This window comes from Nonomuraea sp. NPDC004186, assembly GCF_053603495.1.
Genome location: NZ_JBSGFQ010000103.1, coordinates 1 through 15,733 on the forward strand (window position 1 = coordinate 1; position 15,733 = coordinate 15,733).

Here is a 15,733-nt window from a genome sequence, read left to right on the forward strand (position 1 = left end):
GCGGCTGGAGGAGATGACGGAACGCGACCTGACCCTGCTCGGGATCACCGATCCGTTGTGGGGGGAGATGCACGAAGTGCTCACCAAGCCGGGCCGATCGGGGCCGCGGCCGGGCGGGGGCCGGTCAGGCGGCGCTCGGCGTCCTCGCAGAACTCCAGGAAGTCGGTGAAGTAGAGGCCCTGCTCGTAGAGGCTGTTGGTGGCGTACAGGAAACTGCTCAGCGAGCTCTGGCCCGATCTGATCGCCAGGACCGCGGTGCCCGCCACCGCCAGCGGGATCGCGGCCAGGGCCAGGAGCACGCCGAGGGCGACGTAGACCAGAGCGGTGCCGAGGCCGCCGAGGGCCTCGCCGACGAGCCGGGCGAAGGTCTGGCGTCTGGCCAGTTGGAGCAGGACGTCCTGCTCGGCCCTGGCCACCGCGTCGTACATGCGCAGCAGGAAGCCGCGCATGGTGAACGAGCGGACCTCGGCCGCGGCCTCGCGCTCGGCCAGCAGCTCCGCGATGATCCACTTGCGGCGGCGGGCCGGAATCAGGCCGTACATGGTCGCGTAGCGCATGCGCGCGCTGCGGACCGCCGCCCAGGCGTCGGGCAGGACGGCGAGCAGCAGCAGCGGCAGGAGCACCGGGTGGAGCAGGCCGAGCACGCCGGCCGCGGCCGCGATGCCGACCGCGGCCGTGACCACGTCGATGGCCGACGACACCACCCAGTCGGCCACGCCCGCGCCGCGTGCCCTGGCGCGTTCGAGGGCGTCGTGGAACTCCGGGTCGTCGTAGGCCACGAGCTCCACCCGGCTGGTCAGCCCGAACAGGCGCTCCTCCGTCAGCCGGGTGATCTGGGGGGTCAGGCGGGACTCCGCCCAGCCCGCGCCCGCCTGAACGGTCGTGCGCAGCACGGCCGCGCCGCCGACCAGGGCGAGGCTGGGCAGCGCGGCCAGCACGCGATCGGGGGTCGGGCCCTCGCTGAAGAGGGCGCTGAGGACGCCGGTGGTCGCCAGCAGGCCGAAGGCCGTGAAGACGCCGCCGAGGAGGTTGAGCGTGATCGTGGCCAGGGTGTCGCGCGGGCTCGCGCCCCAGGCCATGCGCATCGCCTGTGCCACGAGCGACGGCAGCCGCCTGGCGATGGTCAGGAAACCGACCTCCGCCATCTTGTCGTTGTGAACATTCCAGGTGGGGGTGGCGATCTCGCCGAGTTCGAGAGGCTCATCCTGCATGCTCTGAGTATGCGTTCGACCACTGACAGTTTTCATTCGGCTGCGCGTCGCGATGGACAGGGCGCGCACGCCATATCACCGCGATAGGGGCAATCTGGTACCTCTCCCGGGGCGGAGGGCGCGCATACCGTGGCGGCACCCCCAACTCCCGGAGGAGGCTCCGTGCCCAGACCCCTTCGTCTCGCGCTCTCCCTCTTACTCGGCCTCACGTTCCTGCTCGTCACCGCGCCCGCGCAGGCCGCGGCCCTGGTCAGGGTCGTCAGGTACGACGCGAGCAGGGCGGCCGAGTTCGTGTCCGTGGTGAACCAGGCGGCCCAGCTCTGGAACTCCAGCGTCGTCAACGTCCGGCTCGTCCAGGGAACGCCCGCCGACTTCGTCGTGTACGCCGACAACGGCTGGCCGCGCGCGCTGCCCACCAGCCTGGGCCGCGGCACGGTCTGGATCGGCCGGCAGGCCACCACGCAGGGCTACAACCCGCTGCGCATCTCCACCCACGAGATCGGCCACATCCTGGGCCTGCCCGACCGGCGCACCGGGCTGTGCTCCGACCTGATGTCGGGGTCGAGCGCGCCCGTGAGCTGCACCAACGCGAACCCTAGCGCCGCCGAGCGGGCCGAGGTCGACCGCAACTTCGCCGGAAGCGCGCCGCAGGTCGAGTTCGGTCAACTGCACGTCGACCGCTGACCTCTCCCGGGTGACGGCGGACGCACCGGGTCGGCCGTCACCCGCCGGACGTAGCCGTACATACCGATCCGCCGTCACCCGCCGGACCTAGCCGTACATACCGATCCGCCGTCACTCACAGGCGTAACCGGACATAGCGCGTCCGCGTCACCCGCAGGCGTAGCCGGACGGCAGGCGGGTGTCGCCGTTCGGGCGACTGGCCTGGAAGCCGAACGACGTGCTCGCCCCCGGTGCGAGCGAGCCGTTGTGCGCGGCGTTGCGGGCGCTGACGGCCTGGCCGGACGTGGTCATCGTGACGTTCCACGACCCGGTGACCGCGTGCCCGGGCGGCAGCGTGAACGTGACGCCCCACCCGGTCAGGGACGTGGTGCCGGTGTTGGTCACCGCGACCTGGATGACGTACCCGGTGCTCCACTGGCTCTGCACGGTCGCGGTGGCCGTGCAGCCGCCCGTCTGGCCGCCGCCGGACGTCGTCACGCTCACCGTTCCCGAGCGTGGCGAGCGGTTGCCCGCCGCGTCCCTGGCGTACACGGCGAAGGTGTACGACGTGCCCGCCGCCAGCCCCGTGACGGTGACCGAGGCGGTCGCGCTCGTGGCTGCGGCCGTCTCCGTCGAGCCCTGTACGCGGACCACGTCGTACCCGGTCACCCCCACGTCGTCACTGGAGGCGGCCCAGGTCAGGGTCGCGGACGAGGAGGTGACCGCGGAGGCCGCGGGCGTGCCTGGCGCGGTGGGCGGGGTGGAGTCCCCCTGCCCGTACGCCAGACCGAACCCGTACGGGAACAGCGGCGTCTTCCCGTCCCCGGAGTTGATCGGCTGCTGGGACGCGCTGCTCATCCAGGTCACCGGCAGCTTGCCGGTCGGCTGGACGGACCCGAACAGCACGTCCGCCACGCCCTGCCCCTCGGTGCCCGGCAACCAGGCGGCGACCAGCGCGTTCCAGCCGGACAGCTGGGAGGCGACGTCGAGGGGGCGGCCCGAGACCAGCACCACGACGACCGGGACGCCGGACGCGCGCAGGTTCGCGATGGTGTTGAGGTCCACGGCGTCCAGGCCCAGGCTGCCGGGCCGGTCGCCCTGGCCCTCGGCGTACGGCGGCTCGCCGACCACCGCGACGGCGACGCGGTAGGAGGAGTCGATGCCGGTGCCGTCCTGGCTGTAGGTGACGGTCGTGCCGGAGCCCGCGCTGTTCCTGATGCCCTGCAGGATGGTGGTGCCGGGGGTGATGTTGCCGGACGAGCCCTGCCAGGAGATCGTCCAGCCGCCGCTCTGGTAGCCGATGTTGTCCGCGCTCCGGCCCGCCACGAAGATCTTGCCGCTGCGGGCGAGCGGCAGCACGTTGCCGGCGTTCTTCAGGACGACCTGCGACTTGGCGACCGCCTCGCGGGCCAGCGCGCGGTGCGCGGCGCTGCCCACGGTCGAGGTGTACGAGCGGTCCGTCAGCGGCTTCTCGAAGAGCCCGAGCTCGAACTTCTTGGTGAGGATGCGCCGTACCGCGTCGTCGACCCTGGCCGTGGTCACCCGGCCGGCCTGGACCTCGGCCCGCAGCAGGTCGATGAACTGGCGCCAGGCCGTGGGGACCATCACCATGTCGATGCCCGCGTTCACGGCGGTGCGCACGTCGAGCGCGGACGTGCCGGGGGCGCCGTCGATCTGGTCGATGCCGTTCCAGTCGGAGACCACGAACCCCGAGAATCCCAGCTCGCCTTTGAGCACCGTGGTGATCAGGTACTGCTGTCCGTGCAGCCTGGCGCCGTTCCAGCTGCTGAACGAGATCATCACCGAGCCGACCCCGCGCTCCACCGCGGCCCTGAACGGCGGCAGGTGGATCGCCCGCAGGTCGGCCTCGGACAGCTGGGTGTCGCCCTGGTCCACGCCGCCCGTGGTGCCGCCGTCGCCGACGTAGTGCTTGGCGGTGGCGAGCACGGACGCGGGACCGTTCAGCGTGGCTCCCTGCAGGCCCGTCACGATCGTGGCCATGGACGAGGGCAGCTCCGGCGTCTCGCCGAACGACTCGTACGTGCGGCCCCACCGGTCGTTGCGGGCCACGCACAGGCAGGGGGCGAAGTCCCAGTCGACGCCGGTGCCCGACACCTCCTCGGCCACCGCCCGGCCGATGCGCTCGACGAGGGCGGGGTCCCGGGTGGCGCCGAGGCCGATGTTGTGCGGGAAGATCGTGGCGCCGACGACGTTGTTGTGGCCGTGCACGGCGTCCGCCCCGTAGAGGATGGGGATGCGGAGCGGCGTGGCCAGGGCCGCGTTCTGGAATCCGTCGTACATGTCCGCCCAGGACGCGGCCGTGTTGGGCGACGGCGCGGAGCCGCCGCCCGACAGCACCGAGCCGAGCCGGTACGTGGTGACGTCGGAGTTGCTGACCGAGCCGCGTTCGGCCTGGGTCATCTGGCCGAGCTTCTCGTCCAGCGTCATCCTGGACATGAGGTCGGCCACCCGCGTGGGCACGGGGAGGCTGGGGTCCTGGTAGGGGGCGGCCCCGTACCAGGGCGCGGCGGACGCCCGGGGAACGACCAGTCCGGCGGCGACGAGCAGCGGCACGGCCGCCCTGATCGCCCACTGTCTGCTGCTCATGGCACGTCCAGAGGTTGTGGGCCACAAGTGGGAGCGCTCCCATGACTCTAGAACACGCCGGTGCCGCCGCCCAGGGCCCAGCCCGCACCCACAACCCCCAGCAGCGCAAACGAGGTGAAAGTTTCACCCCTGCTTACGGGCGAACGGCGGCGGCGCGGACGGGTCCTGGAGCGGGCCGCTGAGCTGGATGTTGGCGATCACCCAGCGCTCGCCCTGCTTGACGGCGACCAGGGTCAGCCGGAACGAGTCGTTGACCTCGTGCCCTCTGACCGAAGTGCGCTGCTCCTGCACGCCGCCCACGATCGCGGTGTCGCCATGGAGGCGCACCTGCGGGTCGAGGATCTCGAAGTGGTGGTTCTTCAGGTCGCCCCGGTGCCGGCCCGCCCACTGCCGTTTGTCCAGCTTGAACCCCACAGGACCGATTCCGGCGAAGTCGTCGCCGAGGAGGTCGTCGAAGGCGTCCGCGTCACCGTCGAACTCGGCCCGCGCCCAGCGGCGGACGAGGTCGAGCACCTGCTCCTGACTGCTCATGATCTGCCCCTCTCTTAACCGGGGAGATTCTCCCCACTTAAATCTGGCAGATACCGGCAATCGGCACAACCCCAACCGGGGAGTTTTCCCCCATATGCTGGTGAGTGTGATGACCAAGCCCATGCGGGCCGACGCGCGGCGCAACCTGGAGCAGATCCTGCTCGCCGCCCGCGACATGGTCGCCGAACGCGGCCCCGACGTCCCGCTCGACGACATCGCCCGGCGTGCCGGGGTCGGCAGCGCCACGCTCTACCGCCGCTTCCCCGACCGCGACGCCCTGCTCCGCGCGGTCGCGCTCGACGCCCTGACCAGGACGGCCGCCGCCGCCAGGGCGGCGGCCGAGGAGGAGCGCGACCCGTTCGAGGCGCTGGCACGCTACCTGCGCGCGGCGCTCGAACTGCGCGTCTCGGCCGTGCTCCCGGCCCTGCTCGACGCGGTGGACCCGGCGAACGACCCGCTGCTGGCACCCGTGCGCGAGGAGTCCGCCCGCACCATACGCCGGATGATCTCCGACGCTCACGCGGCGGGCACGCTGCCGGAGGGTGTCACGTTCATGGACATCACGACCATGCTCGTACGGATCTCCCGCCCCCTCCCCGGGCCGCTCCCGGACGAGGCCAAGCACGCGCTCGCCCGGCGCCACCTGGAGCTGTTCATCCACGGCCTCCGGGCGATGGGGGCGGCGTGAAACCTGGATGCGATCCCCGTCAAGGGATGACCCGGTGGAGCTGAGACAGACCGTAGCGCGTAGGGCGGACCCGGGACGTCCAGGCCGGTAGTGCCGGCATTCCGCTTCCTGGCTCAAGAACTAGGCGATACTATGTTCGAACTACTGTGGCGCGGGAGGCTTGCGGGGGAGGTGTTTCGCGCGTGCTGTCGGGCCGGAAGTATCGGCTGGACTTCGATCTCGGCCAGCGCCTGTTCCCGAGCGGCTGGGCGGGATCTACCGCAGCGTGTGGAACACCGGGTTGGAGCAGCGCCGCGCCTATCGGCGCCGGGGCGCGTTCATCGGCTACGCCGAGCAGTGCCGCCGGCTGGCCGAGGCGAAGACCGACCCGGACTGCGCCTGGCTCGCCGAGGCTCCCGCGCAGGTCATCCAGCAGACGCTGAAGGATCTGGACGAGGCGTGCCGCAGGCACGGCACCTGGAAGGTCCGCTGGAAGAGCAAGGCGAGGTGAAGTCGGCGACCGTGACCCGCGAAGGCAAGCACTGGTTCATCAGCTTCCTGGGGGACGACGGCCTTGCCGAGGTGAGCCGACATGCTCGTCCCGGTCGGCACGCCGGGGTGGACCGGGGAGTGGTCACCGCCGCGGTCACCAGTGACGGGGAGTTCTTCGATCGCCGTCACGCCGGTGAGAGCGGCGTGACGTCGATGGTGCCGCCGCCGGATGCAGCCGGCGGTGATTTTGGCGATACGGGGTTCCTCGCGGCGGGTGAGGCGAGGCGGTATGTGCGGCTGCAACGGCGACTCGCCCGGTCAAAGAAGGGGTCGAACCGGCGTAAGCAGGTGATCCGGGCACTGGGGGATCTGATGCGGCGAGCGCGATGGCGGCGCGCGGACGTAGGCGCCCGCCTCTGACCACCGTTCCCTCCGATGCGGGGCGGCGGCGTTGTTCGACCCTCTTTCCTGACAAGATCCCGCCCTGTATGTTCGATCCGAAAGAAAGTTTCACCCATGGAGGAACGTTGGGCAAGAAGCTTCACATTCTGGCATTACCGATCGCCGCCGCGGCCCTGGCGCTGACGGCCGTTCCCGCGCAGGCGGCCGACGGCTATGACCGTTGCCCCACCAACTACTACTGCCTGTTCTCCGGCCTGGACGGCACCGGCGACATCGTCCAGATCCAGAGCAACACCCCCGACCTGGCCGCCCTCAACATGGCCGACCGTGCCAAGTCCGACTGGAACCGCACGGGATCGACCATCCACCTCTACTCGGAGGCGAACTACGGCGGTTGCTCGGCCGTGACCAGTGCCGGCGGGAAGGGCAACTTCTACACCCCGTTCCGCGACTTCTTCGACTCCGTCCGTTTCGACGGCCCGAACGGCCCGTCGTGCTTCCCCCCTGAGGGGGCGACCGTCAAGGCGGCACAGACCGACTCGCACGGCTGATCACGGCCTGAGCGCCGCCAGGAAGCGGTCGGCCTCCGCGGCGAGCCGCGGCAGGTCGGCCGCCGGGTCGGCGGAGCGGGCCAGCAGCATGCCGCCTTCGCACAACGCACCGAAGACGAGCTGCGCACGCATGGAGAGGCCGCCGTCGGCCGCACCCCCAACCGCCGTGTCGCCGTCGGCCGCACCCCCAACCGCCGTGTCGCCGTCGGCCGCACCCCCAACCGCCGTGTCGCCGTCGGCCTCACGCCCGTTCGCCGAGCCGCCGTTGGGGGGCTGTTCGGCTGCGGTGGCCAGGTGGAGGCCGATGAGCAGGACCCGTAGCGTGTGGGCGTACTCGATCTCGCGGACCGTCTCCCACCCCAGCACCGACGGCGCGTCAAGAAGGACGATCTGCCGGAATCCCGGGTCGAGGCAGCGCTCGAGGAAGGTGCGGCAGCCGCGCCGCAGCGCCGCCCAGGGGTCGGGCTCCGACAGGGCCGCCCGCTCCAGCTCGGCGGCGACCTCCTCCTGCTCCCCCACGAACGCCGCCCGAAACAGCGCGACTTTTCCGTGGAAGTGGTGGTAGGCCGCACCCTTGGTCACCCCGGCCTCGGCGGCCACCGCATCGATCGACGTGAGCGCGTAACCATGGGCCCCGAACAGCTTCCGCGCGGCCCGCACCAGCCGCCCCGTCGTCTCGTCCGAACGCTCTGCCTGGGTACGGCGGACCATCGTGCTCCCCATTGACTTACATACTCGCGGTACGTAACTTCGAAGAACAGTTACGTACCGCCAGTATGAAACATGGAGGTGAGTCGTGTCCCCCTCGTCCCCACCGCGCATCGCCGTCTACGGCGCCACGGGCCACACCGGGCGGCTGGTCGCGGCGGAGCTCAGCGCCCGCGGCAAGGAGGTCATCCTGGCCGGTCGCGACGGCGGAGCGCTCAAGGCCCTGTCCGACGAGCTCGGCGGGGCGCCCGTGCACCAGGCCCCGCTGGACGACCCCGCCGCGTTACGCGCGCTCGCGGAGCAGGCGACCGTGCTGATCCACTGCGCGGGCCCGTTCACGCACACCGGCAAGCCCGTCGCCACGGCGGCGGCCGAGGGCGGCTGCCACTACGTGGACCACGCCCTGGAGCAGCACCACACGAAGTGGATGTTCGACACGATGCAGGAGCCCGCGAGGAGAGCGGGCATCACCATGGTCACGGCGATGAGCTTCTACGGCGGGACAGGCGATCTGCTCGCCGCCGCCGTGGCCGACGGCCTGACGGACGTCGAACGGGTGATCGCCGCCTACGCGGTGTCCGGCTGGCGGCTGACCACGGGGGCGAAGCAGACCGCCGAGCTGCTGTTCGCCGACACGCGGCGCATCACCTACACCGACGGCGAGCAGCACGTCGGCTATGTCGAGCCGCGCAACGCCGTCTTCCCGTTCCCGCCGCCGCTCGGCCCGCGCACGATGATCGCCCCCGTCCCGTTCTCCGAGGTCGTCACGGTCCCCAGGCACGTACGCGCGCGCATGGTCGAGGCGCAGCTCACGGCGGACACGTTCCAGGAGGAGCAGGTGTTCAGCAGCGAGGACGCGGACGCCGACACGCGGGCGGGCTCCGCGTTCACGGTCGCCGCGCAGGTGATCACGGCGGACGGCGGCAGGGCCGGGCAGGTCAGCGGGCGCGACCTGTGGCGCATGAGCGCGCTGACCTCGGTGGAGGCCGCCGTCCGCCTGGCCGCGGACCCGGGGAGCCCCGGCGTGTACGGCCCGGCCGAGGCGTTCCCGGCGGAGCCGTTCCTGCGCGACCTGGAGCGGCTCGGCCTGTTCACCCTCACCCTGCCGAAGAAGCCGGACAAGGAGGAGCGATGATCCTGGTCACGGGCGCGGCCGGCGGCCCGCAGGGCTCGACCGGCCGGCACGTCACGAACCTGCTGCTGGAGCGCGGCGAGGCGGTGCGCGCCTTCGTGCACTCCGACGACCACCGGGCCGAGGAGCTGCGCAAGCTCGGGGCCGAGGTGGTGGTGGGCGACCTCAGGGAGATCACGTCGGTGCGGCCCGCCATGCGCGGGGTCAGCAGGGCGTTCTTCACCTATCCGGTGACGGCGGGGCTGCTGGACGCCACCGGCGTGTTCGCCGCCGCGGCCAGGGAGGAGGGGGTGGCGCGCGTCGTCGAGGTGTCGCAGCTCGACGCGTCCCCCGGGGCCCTGACGCCGCGGATGCGCCGGCACTGGGTGGCGGAGCAGGTGTTCGACTGGGCCGGGGTGGGAGCGGTGCACCTGCGGGCCGCGGTCTTCTTCGAGAACCTGTCCGTCGCCGCCTCGGGCGGCACGCTGGCGCTCCCGCTGGGGCCGCGCGACACGCGGATCCCGCTGGTGGCGGGCGAGGACGTGGCCAGGGTCGCCGCCGGGCTGCTGCTCGAACCCGGACCCGCCGACCCGGTGTGCCTGGTGACGGGGCAGATGGCGACGATCGGCGAGGCGGCGGACGCGCTCGGGCTCTCGTACGCGGATCTGCCGCCCGAGGAGTGGGAGGCGCGGGCGCTGGGCGCCTACGGTGACCCGTACACGGTCGAGCACCTGACACACCTTTGGGCGATCTTCCGCCTCATCGGCTCCGGCGACCACCCGCTCTACCGGGTCACCGAGAGCATCGAGCGCTACGGCGGCCGCCCGCCCATGACGCTGCACGAATGGGGAAACCCCCGGCCGAGGAGCGGCCGGGGGTTCCGTGCGGGCGGGGATCAGCCGGTGTAGCCGACCGCCGACCAGTCGTAGAACTTGTAGCCGCGAGCGCCGAAGTTGGCGAGCGTCTTCTTCGTGGCCCAGATCTCCGGACGCTGGTACAGCGGGATGGTGTGCACCAGGTCCCAGATCATCTTGTCGGCGGCGTTCGCCAGCTCGTAGGCCTTGGTCTGGTCCGTCTCGTTCCCCACGGCCTCGATGGCCTTGTCGAGCTCAGGGTCGTTGCTCTTGGGGAAGTTACTCTCGGAGCCGGTCTTGTAGATCTGCGGCAGGCCACCGAGCGGCAGCGGCGTGCCGATCCACGTGAACGGCACCAGGTCGAAGTCGCCCTTGATGATGTAGTCGGTGAAGAACTTGTCGACGGGGACCGGTCGGACCGTGAGCTTGACCCCGGCCTCCTTGAGCATGGCCTGCGTGAGCTCGCCCTCGGTCTTCGCGACGGGAGTGTCCGTCGGGATGACGAAGGTCAGGTCCAGCTCCTTGCCGTCCTTCTTGCGGTAGTCGCCCTCCTGCTTCCAACCGGCCGCGTCCAGCATCTGCTTGGCCTTGTCCAGGTTGTACTTGCCGATGTCGCCGGAGTTGTCGACGTAGGCCTTGTGGTTGTTCATGAAGACGTGGTTGCCGAGCGTCTGCAGCGGCCAGTCCATGTCCTTCAGGTCCGACTGCGTGATCACGTCACGGTTGATCGCGTACGCGACGGCCTGGCGGACGGACTTGTCCTTCAGGTTGGCGCTCTGGTTGTTGACCGTGATGTGCCGCCAGTTGGGGCTGAGCGCCTTGCGGATGTCCGAGTTGGGGACTTCCTTGGCGCGCTTCAGGTCGGCGGGAGCGCCGGCCGCGATGTCCGTGGCGTCGAGCTCGCCGTTGGCGAAAGCGTTCACCGCGGCGGAGGGGTCGCTGATCGTCCGGTAGATGAGCTTGTCGAGCTTGGTCTTCTTGCCCCACCACTTGTCGTCACGCACGAGGGTGAGCGTCTTGGTGCCCTCGTCGATCTTCTCGACCTTGAAGGGACCCGCGGTGACCGGGATCTTCTGCTTGTAGTCGTTCTCGTACTTGTCCGCGTCGAGCATGTGCGCGGCGGGCAGAAGGTGGTTGGTGGTCCGGTTGAACAGGCCCTGCCATTCCAGGTACGGCTTGGCGAAGGTGACGATGGCGACCTTGTCGGAGTCACCCTTGGTGACCGACTCGATCTTGTCCCAACCGTCCGTGGAAGCCGGCTTGTACTTCTTGTCCTTACCGTTGTTGATCTTCCACGCGGCCTCGAGGTCCTTCCACGTGATCGGCGTGCCGTCCGACCAGTTGGCCTTGTCGTTGAGCGTGTAGGTCACGACCTGCTTGCCCGACGACATGTCGTTCTTCACGTCGGTCACGTAGTCCGGGTTCGGCGTGAAGTTGGCCTTGTCGTCGGACAACATCAGCTGCGGCATGATCGGGTCGAGCATGTCCGCGGTGTCGGCCTGGTTGCCGTCGACGTGGTTGATGTTCCACTGGGTGGGCCACTGCCCGATGGGGAGGGTCAGCGTGCCGCCGTCCTTGACCTGGTCGTAGGCGACCGGGTTGATGGTGATCGACGGGGTCTCCGCCATCTGCTGCTGAGCCTGCTGCGACTGCTCGGCACTCGGCTTCTTGGCTGCACCGCCACCTCCGCCACAGGCCGCGACGGCCATGGCCAGGACCGCGATGCCCGCAGCCGCACGGTAACGAACCTTCACTTTTCCTCCTGATCGTCCGAGGCCGTGATGACCTCGATCTCCTCCGCGTAGTGGCAGGCGGCGCCGTGATCCACAGCGTTCGCGAGCCGAGCAACCGAGGGCTCTTCGTCCACACACCGCCGTCGCTCCGCCTCGCTGAGCAGGGCGAACTTGGGGCAGCGAGTACGGAACCGGCATCCCGATGGCGGGTCGGCCGGGCTGGGCAGGTCGCCTTCGAGCAGGATCCGCTTCCGGGTTCGCTCCATTTCGGGGTCCGGCAGCGGGATCGCCGACAGCAGTGCCTGCGTGTAGGGGTGGGCTGGATGGTCGTAGACGTCCTCGACCGTGCCGATCTCGGCGATCCTGCCGAGGTACATGACGGCGACCCGGTCGGCCAGGTGCCTGACCACCGCCAGGTCGTGGGCCACGAACAGGTACGACAGCCCCAGCCGGTTCTTCAGCTCCTCCAGCAGGTTGATCACACCCGCCTGGATGGAGACGTCGAGTGCCGACACCGGCTCGTCCAGCACCAGCAGCTTCGGCTCCAGCGCGAGCGCGCGGGCGATGCCGATGCGCTGGCGCTGGCCGCCGGAGAACTGCTGGGGATAGCGGTCGGCGTGCTCCGGCGACAGCCCGACCAATTGGAGCAGCTCGGCGACCCGGGCGTCCACGTTCTTCCGGCCGTGCGCGCGCAGCGGCTCGGCGATGATGGCGCTGACCGGCATGCGCGGGTCCAGGGCGGCCATCGGGTCCTGGAAGACGATCTGCAGGTCGCGCCTGAGCGCCTTGCGCCCCCCGGAGTCGATCTTGGCGCTGTCCTTGCCGAGCACCACGACCCGCCCGCCCTGCGGCGGCTGGAGCTGCATGATCTGCTGGAGCGTGGTGGTCTTGCCGCAGCCGGACTCGCCGACCAGCGCCAGCGTCTCGCCCTCGGCGATGTCGAAGCTGATGCCGTCCACCGCGAACACGGTGCCGACGCGGCGCTTGAAGACCGCGCCCTTCATCAGCGGATAGTGCTTGATCATGTCGTCGAGCTCGAGCACCGTGGCGCGCTCGGCGCGCGGCACCCGTACCACGTCACTCGGCGGGATGACCGGCACGGGGAACACGTCGGCCCCGGTCAGGCCCTTGTGCTCGATCTCGTGCGAGCGGATGCACGCCACGTGACGGCCACCGCCGAAGGGGGTCAGCGGCGGCTCCTCGTCGTCGCACATGTCCACCTTCATCGGGCAGCGCGGCGCGAAGGGGCAGCCCGGCGGCAGCGCCGACGGCGAGGGCGGGTTGCCCTCGATGGGCACGAGCGGCCCCTCCTCGCCGTCGATCCTGGGGATCGAGGCGAGCAGACCCATCGTGTACGGCATCCGCGGCCGGTAGTAGATGTCGTCCACCGGCCCCTGCTCGACCGGCTTGCCCGCGTACATGACCAGCACCCGGTCGGCCATGCCCGCGATGACGCCCAGGTCATGGGTGATCATCACGATGCCGGCGCCCGTCTCCCGCTGCGCGGTCTTGAGCACCTCCAGCACCTGCGCCTGGATGGTCACGTCGAGCGCGGTCGTCGGCTCGTCGCAGATCAGCAGGTCGGGGTCGTTGGCGATGGCCATGGCGATCATCGCGCGCTGCCGCATGCCGCCCGAGAACTCGTGCGGGAACGCCTTGGCCCGCAGGTTCGGGTTCGGGATGCCGACCAGGTCGAGCAGCTCGACGGCCCGCTTGGCGGCCTTGTCCTTGCCCATCTTCTGGTGGACGCGCACGGCCTCGGCGATCTGGTCGCCGATCGTGTAGACGGGCGTGAACGCCGACAGCGGATCCTGGAAGATCATGCTGATCGCCTTGCCGCGCACCTTGATCAGCTGGTCCTCGTCCATGCCGAGCAGCTCGCGGTCGTGCAGCTTGACCGAGCCGCTGACCGTGGCGTTGCGCGGCAGCAGGCCCATGACCGCGAGCGAGGTCACGGACTTGCCGGAGCCGGACTCGCCGACGATGCCGAGCACCTCGCCGCGCTCGACCTCGTAGCTGACGCCGCGCACGGCCTCGATGCCGCCGGGGAAGGTGACGGTGAGGTCCTTGACCTCCAAGATGCTCACGAATTGCTCCCCGGGTCGAGTGCGTCACGCAGGCCGTCGCCGATCAGGTTCACGGCGAGCACCATGGCCACCAGCAGGCCGGCCGGGAAGACGAACAGCCATGGATAACCGGTGGCGTTGCGCGAGCCCTCCGCGATCAGCGTGCCGAGCGAGACGTCCGGCGGCTGGATGCCGAAGCCGAAGAAGGACAGCGCCGCCTCGCCGATGATCGCGCCACTGACGTTGAGCGTCGCGTCGATGATCAGCAAGGAGGACAGGTTGGGGACGATGTGCCGGAAGATGATCTTCCAGCGCGGGATGCCCATGTAGACGGCGGCCAGGACGTACTCCCGCTCGCGGAGCGCGAGCGTCATGCTCCGCACCACCCGGGAGGTGATCATCCAGGAGAACGCGGCGAGCAGCACCACGAACCACAGCCAGGTGGCGTCCTTCAGCCTCGGCGAGACGATCGCGATGACCAGGAAGCTCGGGAGAACCAGCAGCAGGTCGACCCACCACATGAGCAGCCGGTCGATCCAGCCGCCGAAATATCCGGCGAACGCGCCCACGACCGCGGCGAGTCCGGTGGCGATCAGGGCGACCAGCAGGCCGATGATGATCGACTTCTGCATGCCGCGCAGCGTGACCGCGTACATGTCCTGGCCGATCGAGGTGGTGCCCCACCAGTGGTCGGCGTCGGGAGCCGACAGGAAGGCCATGAAGTCCTTGTCCGTCCAGTCGTACGAGCCGAAGTAGGGGCCGACGTACGCCAGCAGGACCAGCAGCAACAGGGCGGCGATGCCGTAACGCGCCTGCTTGTTGCGGAACAGGCGCCGCAGGACGACTTTCGAACGCATCTCAGCTCACCCGCACCCGAGGATCGAGGGCCGCGACCAGCACGTCGGACAGGAACGCGGCGAACAGGACGCACACGGCGGTGAAGAAGGTCACCGCGGCGACGGCGTTGACGTCGTTCGAGTTGACCGCCTCGACCAGCCAGGCGCCCATGCCGTGCCAGGCGAAGATCTTCTCGGTGAACGTGGCACCGGTGAACATCGTGCCGAACGCGAAGGCGAAGTACGTGGCGGAGGGGATCAGCGCGGTGCGCAGCGCGTGCTTGGTGAGCGCGGTCCTGCGCCGCAGGCCCTTGGCCATCGCCGTGCGGACGAAGTCCTGACCCAGCACGTCGAGCATCATGTTGCGCTGGATGCGGCTGTAGAACGCGATCGAACCGAGGCTGAGCGAGATCGTGGGGAGGATCAGGTGGTTCAGCCGGTTGAGGAACAGGTCCCAGCCCGCCAGCTTCGGGTTGTACTCGCCGGTGTACTCGATCAGCGTGAACCCGAGCCCGTCGTTGAGGCTGTACGTCGCGATGGCCAGCACCGTGGCCAGCACGAACACCGGAATCGCCATGATCACGAAAGAGCTGACGCCTATTAACCGGTCGCTGAACTTGTACTGCTTCACCGCCGAGATCGCACCCAACGCCACCCCCACGGCGAAGCCCACCAGCGTGCCGATGAGCAGCAGCCGGAGGCTGACGAAGATCCGGCGGCCCATCTCGTCATTGACCGAGCCGCCGTTCCAGGTCTTGCCGAAGTCGCCCGTGATGACGCCCTTCGCCCAGGTCCCGTACCGCACGAGCACCGGGACCTTGTCGTTCATGTTGTAGGCGTCCAGCGTGGAGTCGATCACCGACTCGGCGATGGGAGGTTGGCGGGCCTGATACGCGGCTCGCGGGTTCATGGTGGTGGCCGCGAGCATGTACGCGAGACTCGCCGCGATGGCGACCAAGACCACATTTATTGCCAACCTGCGGAGCAGGTACTTGCCCATTACTCTCCGTTCGCGCTGACGGGGGGCGCGCACCTCCGGGCCGGAGTGGCGTCCCCGCAACGAAAACCCGTCTCGCGGTGCAAAAACCACTTGCCACGAGATGGCGATCAACGCGCAGAATATAAGCAAAGATGTAACAGTCAGAAACCGTCCGACATAACGGTAAGGTCACTCGCAATAGATCGACAAGACCGGAACGGTCACTTACCACACCCCATCTGACCTGCGGAAACGTCCCATTTTAGACGGATTTTTCGGGATCCATCCGGGGGGTTGTGTCACGAAACCCGGACATAAATTG

The 15,733-nt window shown here is 69.6% G+C and carries 15 protein-coding genes; 7 read left to right on the forward strand and 8 right to left on the reverse strand.

All coding sequences use genetic code 11. From position 1 onward, the window contains the following. Nucleotides 1–80: 80 nt before the first annotated feature. Nucleotides 81–1,211, reverse strand: a complete 1,131-nt coding sequence (locus ACWEPL_RS50415; protein WP_452440552.1) for a hypothetical protein — start codon at nucleotides 1,209–1,211, stop codon at nucleotides 81–83. A 162-nt stretch (nucleotides 1,212–1,373) separates the two neighbouring features. Between ACWEPL_RS50415 and ACWEPL_RS50420 the strand changes: the two genes are divergently transcribed. Next, nucleotides 1,374–1,895 carry a snapalysin family zinc-dependent metalloprotease gene (locus ACWEPL_RS50420; RefSeq protein ID WP_350733745.1) on the forward strand — a complete coding sequence of 174 codons (522 nt, stop codon included), beginning with the start codon at nucleotides 1,374–1,376 and terminating at the stop codon, nucleotides 1,893–1,895. A 147-nt stretch (nucleotides 1,896–2,042) separates the two neighbouring features. Here the strand turns inward: ACWEPL_RS50420 and ACWEPL_RS50425 are convergent, their stop codons facing one another. Both ACWEPL_RS50425 and ACWEPL_RS50430 read right to left on the reverse strand, forming a co-directional pair. After that, the gene (locus tag ACWEPL_RS50425) at nucleotides 2,043–4,481 is read right to left on the reverse strand and encodes a glycoside hydrolase family 3 N-terminal domain-containing protein (protein WP_452440553.1); all 2,439 of its coding nucleotides are present in this window, start codon (nucleotides 4,479–4,481) and stop codon (nucleotides 2,043–2,045) included. Nucleotides 4,482–4,604: 123 nt separating this feature from the next. Further along, the gene (locus tag ACWEPL_RS50430; protein ID WP_355201006.1) at nucleotides 4,605–5,012 is read right to left on the reverse strand and encodes a nuclear transport factor 2 family protein; all 408 of its coding nucleotides are present in this window, start codon (nucleotides 5,010–5,012) and stop codon (nucleotides 4,605–4,607) included. 109 nt (nucleotides 5,013–5,121) lie between these two features. Between ACWEPL_RS50430 and ACWEPL_RS50435 the strand changes: the two genes are divergently transcribed. The 4 genes from ACWEPL_RS50435 to ACWEPL_RS50450 all read left to right on the forward strand — a co-directional run bounded on the left by ACWEPL_RS50435 (nucleotide 5,122) and on the right by ACWEPL_RS50450 (nucleotide 7,124). Continuing rightward, complete coding sequence (locus ACWEPL_RS50435) at nucleotides 5,122–5,700, forward strand: TetR/AcrR family transcriptional regulator (protein ID WP_449964484.1); 579 nt, start codon at nucleotides 5,122–5,124, stop codon at nucleotides 5,698–5,700. 265 nt (nucleotides 5,701–5,965) lie between these two features. Beyond that, complete coding sequence (locus ACWEPL_RS50440) at nucleotides 5,966–6,190, forward strand: hypothetical protein (protein ID WP_452440554.1); 225 nt, start codon at nucleotides 5,966–5,968, stop codon at nucleotides 6,188–6,190. Then, entirely contained in the window at nucleotides 6,139–6,591 is a 453-nt protein-coding gene (locus ACWEPL_RS50445) for a hypothetical protein (RefSeq protein WP_452440555.1), read from the forward strand. Before ACWEPL_RS50440 ends, ACWEPL_RS50445 begins: the two co-directional genes overlap by 52 nt. Before the next feature lie 107 nt (nucleotides 6,592–6,698). Next, on the forward strand, nucleotides 6,699–7,124 hold the full coding sequence (locus ACWEPL_RS50450; protein WP_363966651.1) for a peptidase inhibitor family I36 protein: 426 nt from the start codon (nucleotides 6,699–6,701) through the stop codon (nucleotides 7,122–7,124). Here ACWEPL_RS50450 and ACWEPL_RS50455 read toward each other — a convergent pair whose 3' ends face one another. Continuing rightward, nucleotides 7,125–7,835: a TetR/AcrR family transcriptional regulator gene (locus tag ACWEPL_RS50455; RefSeq protein ID WP_452440556.1), complete on the reverse strand. Its 711-nt coding sequence runs from the start codon at nucleotides 7,833–7,835 to the stop codon at nucleotides 7,125–7,127. 85 nt (nucleotides 7,836–7,920) lie between these two features. On the opposite strand from ACWEPL_RS50455, the gene ACWEPL_RS50460 reads away from it, so the two are divergent. Together ACWEPL_RS50460 and ACWEPL_RS50465 are read left to right on the forward strand one after the other, a co-directional pair. Continuing rightward, the gene (locus ACWEPL_RS50460; protein ID WP_452440557.1) at nucleotides 7,921–8,967 is read left to right on the forward strand and encodes a saccharopine dehydrogenase NADP-binding domain-containing protein; all 1,047 of its coding nucleotides are present in this window, start codon (nucleotides 7,921–7,923) and stop codon (nucleotides 8,965–8,967) included. Further along, nucleotides 8,964–9,851, forward strand: a complete 888-nt coding sequence (locus ACWEPL_RS50465) for an NAD(P)H-binding protein (protein WP_363966656.1) — start codon at nucleotides 8,964–8,966, stop codon at nucleotides 9,849–9,851. The genes ACWEPL_RS50460 and ACWEPL_RS50465 overlap by 4 nt, the downstream gene beginning before the upstream one ends. Here ACWEPL_RS50465 and ACWEPL_RS50470 read toward each other — a convergent pair. The 4 genes from ACWEPL_RS50470 to ACWEPL_RS50485 are packed head-to-tail and all read right to left on the reverse strand — an operon-like array spanning nucleotide 9,839 to nucleotide 15,432. After that, a complete protein-coding gene (locus ACWEPL_RS50470) occupies nucleotides 9,839–11,551 on the reverse strand; it encodes an ABC transporter family substrate-binding protein (RefSeq protein ID WP_452440559.1) in 1,713 nt (570 codons plus the stop codon). The genes ACWEPL_RS50465 and ACWEPL_RS50470 overlap by 13 nt on opposite strands. Then, the gene (locus tag ACWEPL_RS50475; RefSeq protein ID WP_363966660.1) at nucleotides 11,548–13,617 is read right to left on the reverse strand and encodes an ABC transporter ATP-binding protein; all 2,070 of its coding nucleotides are present in this window, start codon (nucleotides 13,615–13,617) and stop codon (nucleotides 11,548–11,550) included. Before ACWEPL_RS50475 ends, ACWEPL_RS50470 begins: the two co-directional genes overlap by 4 nt. After that, nucleotides 13,614–14,453 (reverse strand): ABC transporter permease, encoded by an 840-nt coding sequence (locus ACWEPL_RS50480; RefSeq protein WP_363966662.1) that lies wholly within the window; start codon nucleotides 14,451–14,453, stop codon nucleotides 13,614–13,616. The genes ACWEPL_RS50475 and ACWEPL_RS50480 overlap by 4 nt, the downstream gene beginning before the upstream one ends. A gap of 1 nt (nucleotide 14,454) precedes the next feature. After that, nucleotides 14,455–15,432, reverse strand: coding sequence for an ABC transporter permease (locus ACWEPL_RS50485; RefSeq protein ID WP_350733761.1), 978 nt, complete (start codon nucleotides 15,430–15,432; stop codon nucleotides 14,455–14,457). Nucleotides 15,433–15,733 lie beyond the last annotated feature (301 nt).

Coding starts and splice junctions, on each gene's coding strand:
- ACWEPL_RS50415 (WP_452440552.1), bottom strand. CDS start 1,211: ATGCAGGATGAGCCTCTCGAACTCGGCGAGATCGCCACCCCCACCTGG.
- ACWEPL_RS50425 (WP_452440553.1), bottom strand. CDS start 4,481: ATGAGCAGCAGACAGTGGGCGATCAGGGCGGCCGTGCCGCTGCTCGTC.
- ACWEPL_RS50430 (WP_355201006.1), bottom strand. CDS start 5,012: ATGAGCAGTCAGGAGCAGGTGCTCGACCTCGTCCGCCGCTGGGCGCGG.
- ACWEPL_RS50435 (WP_449964484.1), top strand. CDS start 5,122: ATGACCAAGCCCATGCGGGCCGACGCGCGGCGCAACCTGGAGCAGATC.
- ACWEPL_RS50455 (WP_452440556.1), bottom strand. CDS start 7,835: ATGGTCCGCCGTACCCAGGCAGAGCGTTCGGACGAGACGACGGGGCGG.
- ACWEPL_RS50465 (WP_363966656.1), top strand. CDS start 8,964: ATGATCCTGGTCACGGGCGCGGCCGGCGGCCCGCAGGGCTCGACCGGC.
- ACWEPL_RS50480 (WP_363966662.1), bottom strand. CDS start 14,453: ATGCGTTCGAAAGTCGTCCTGCGGCGCCTGTTCCGCAACAAGCAGGCG.
- ACWEPL_RS50485 (WP_350733761.1), bottom strand. CDS start 15,432: ATGGGCAAGTACCTGCTCCGCAGGTTGGCAATAAATGTGGTCTTGGTC.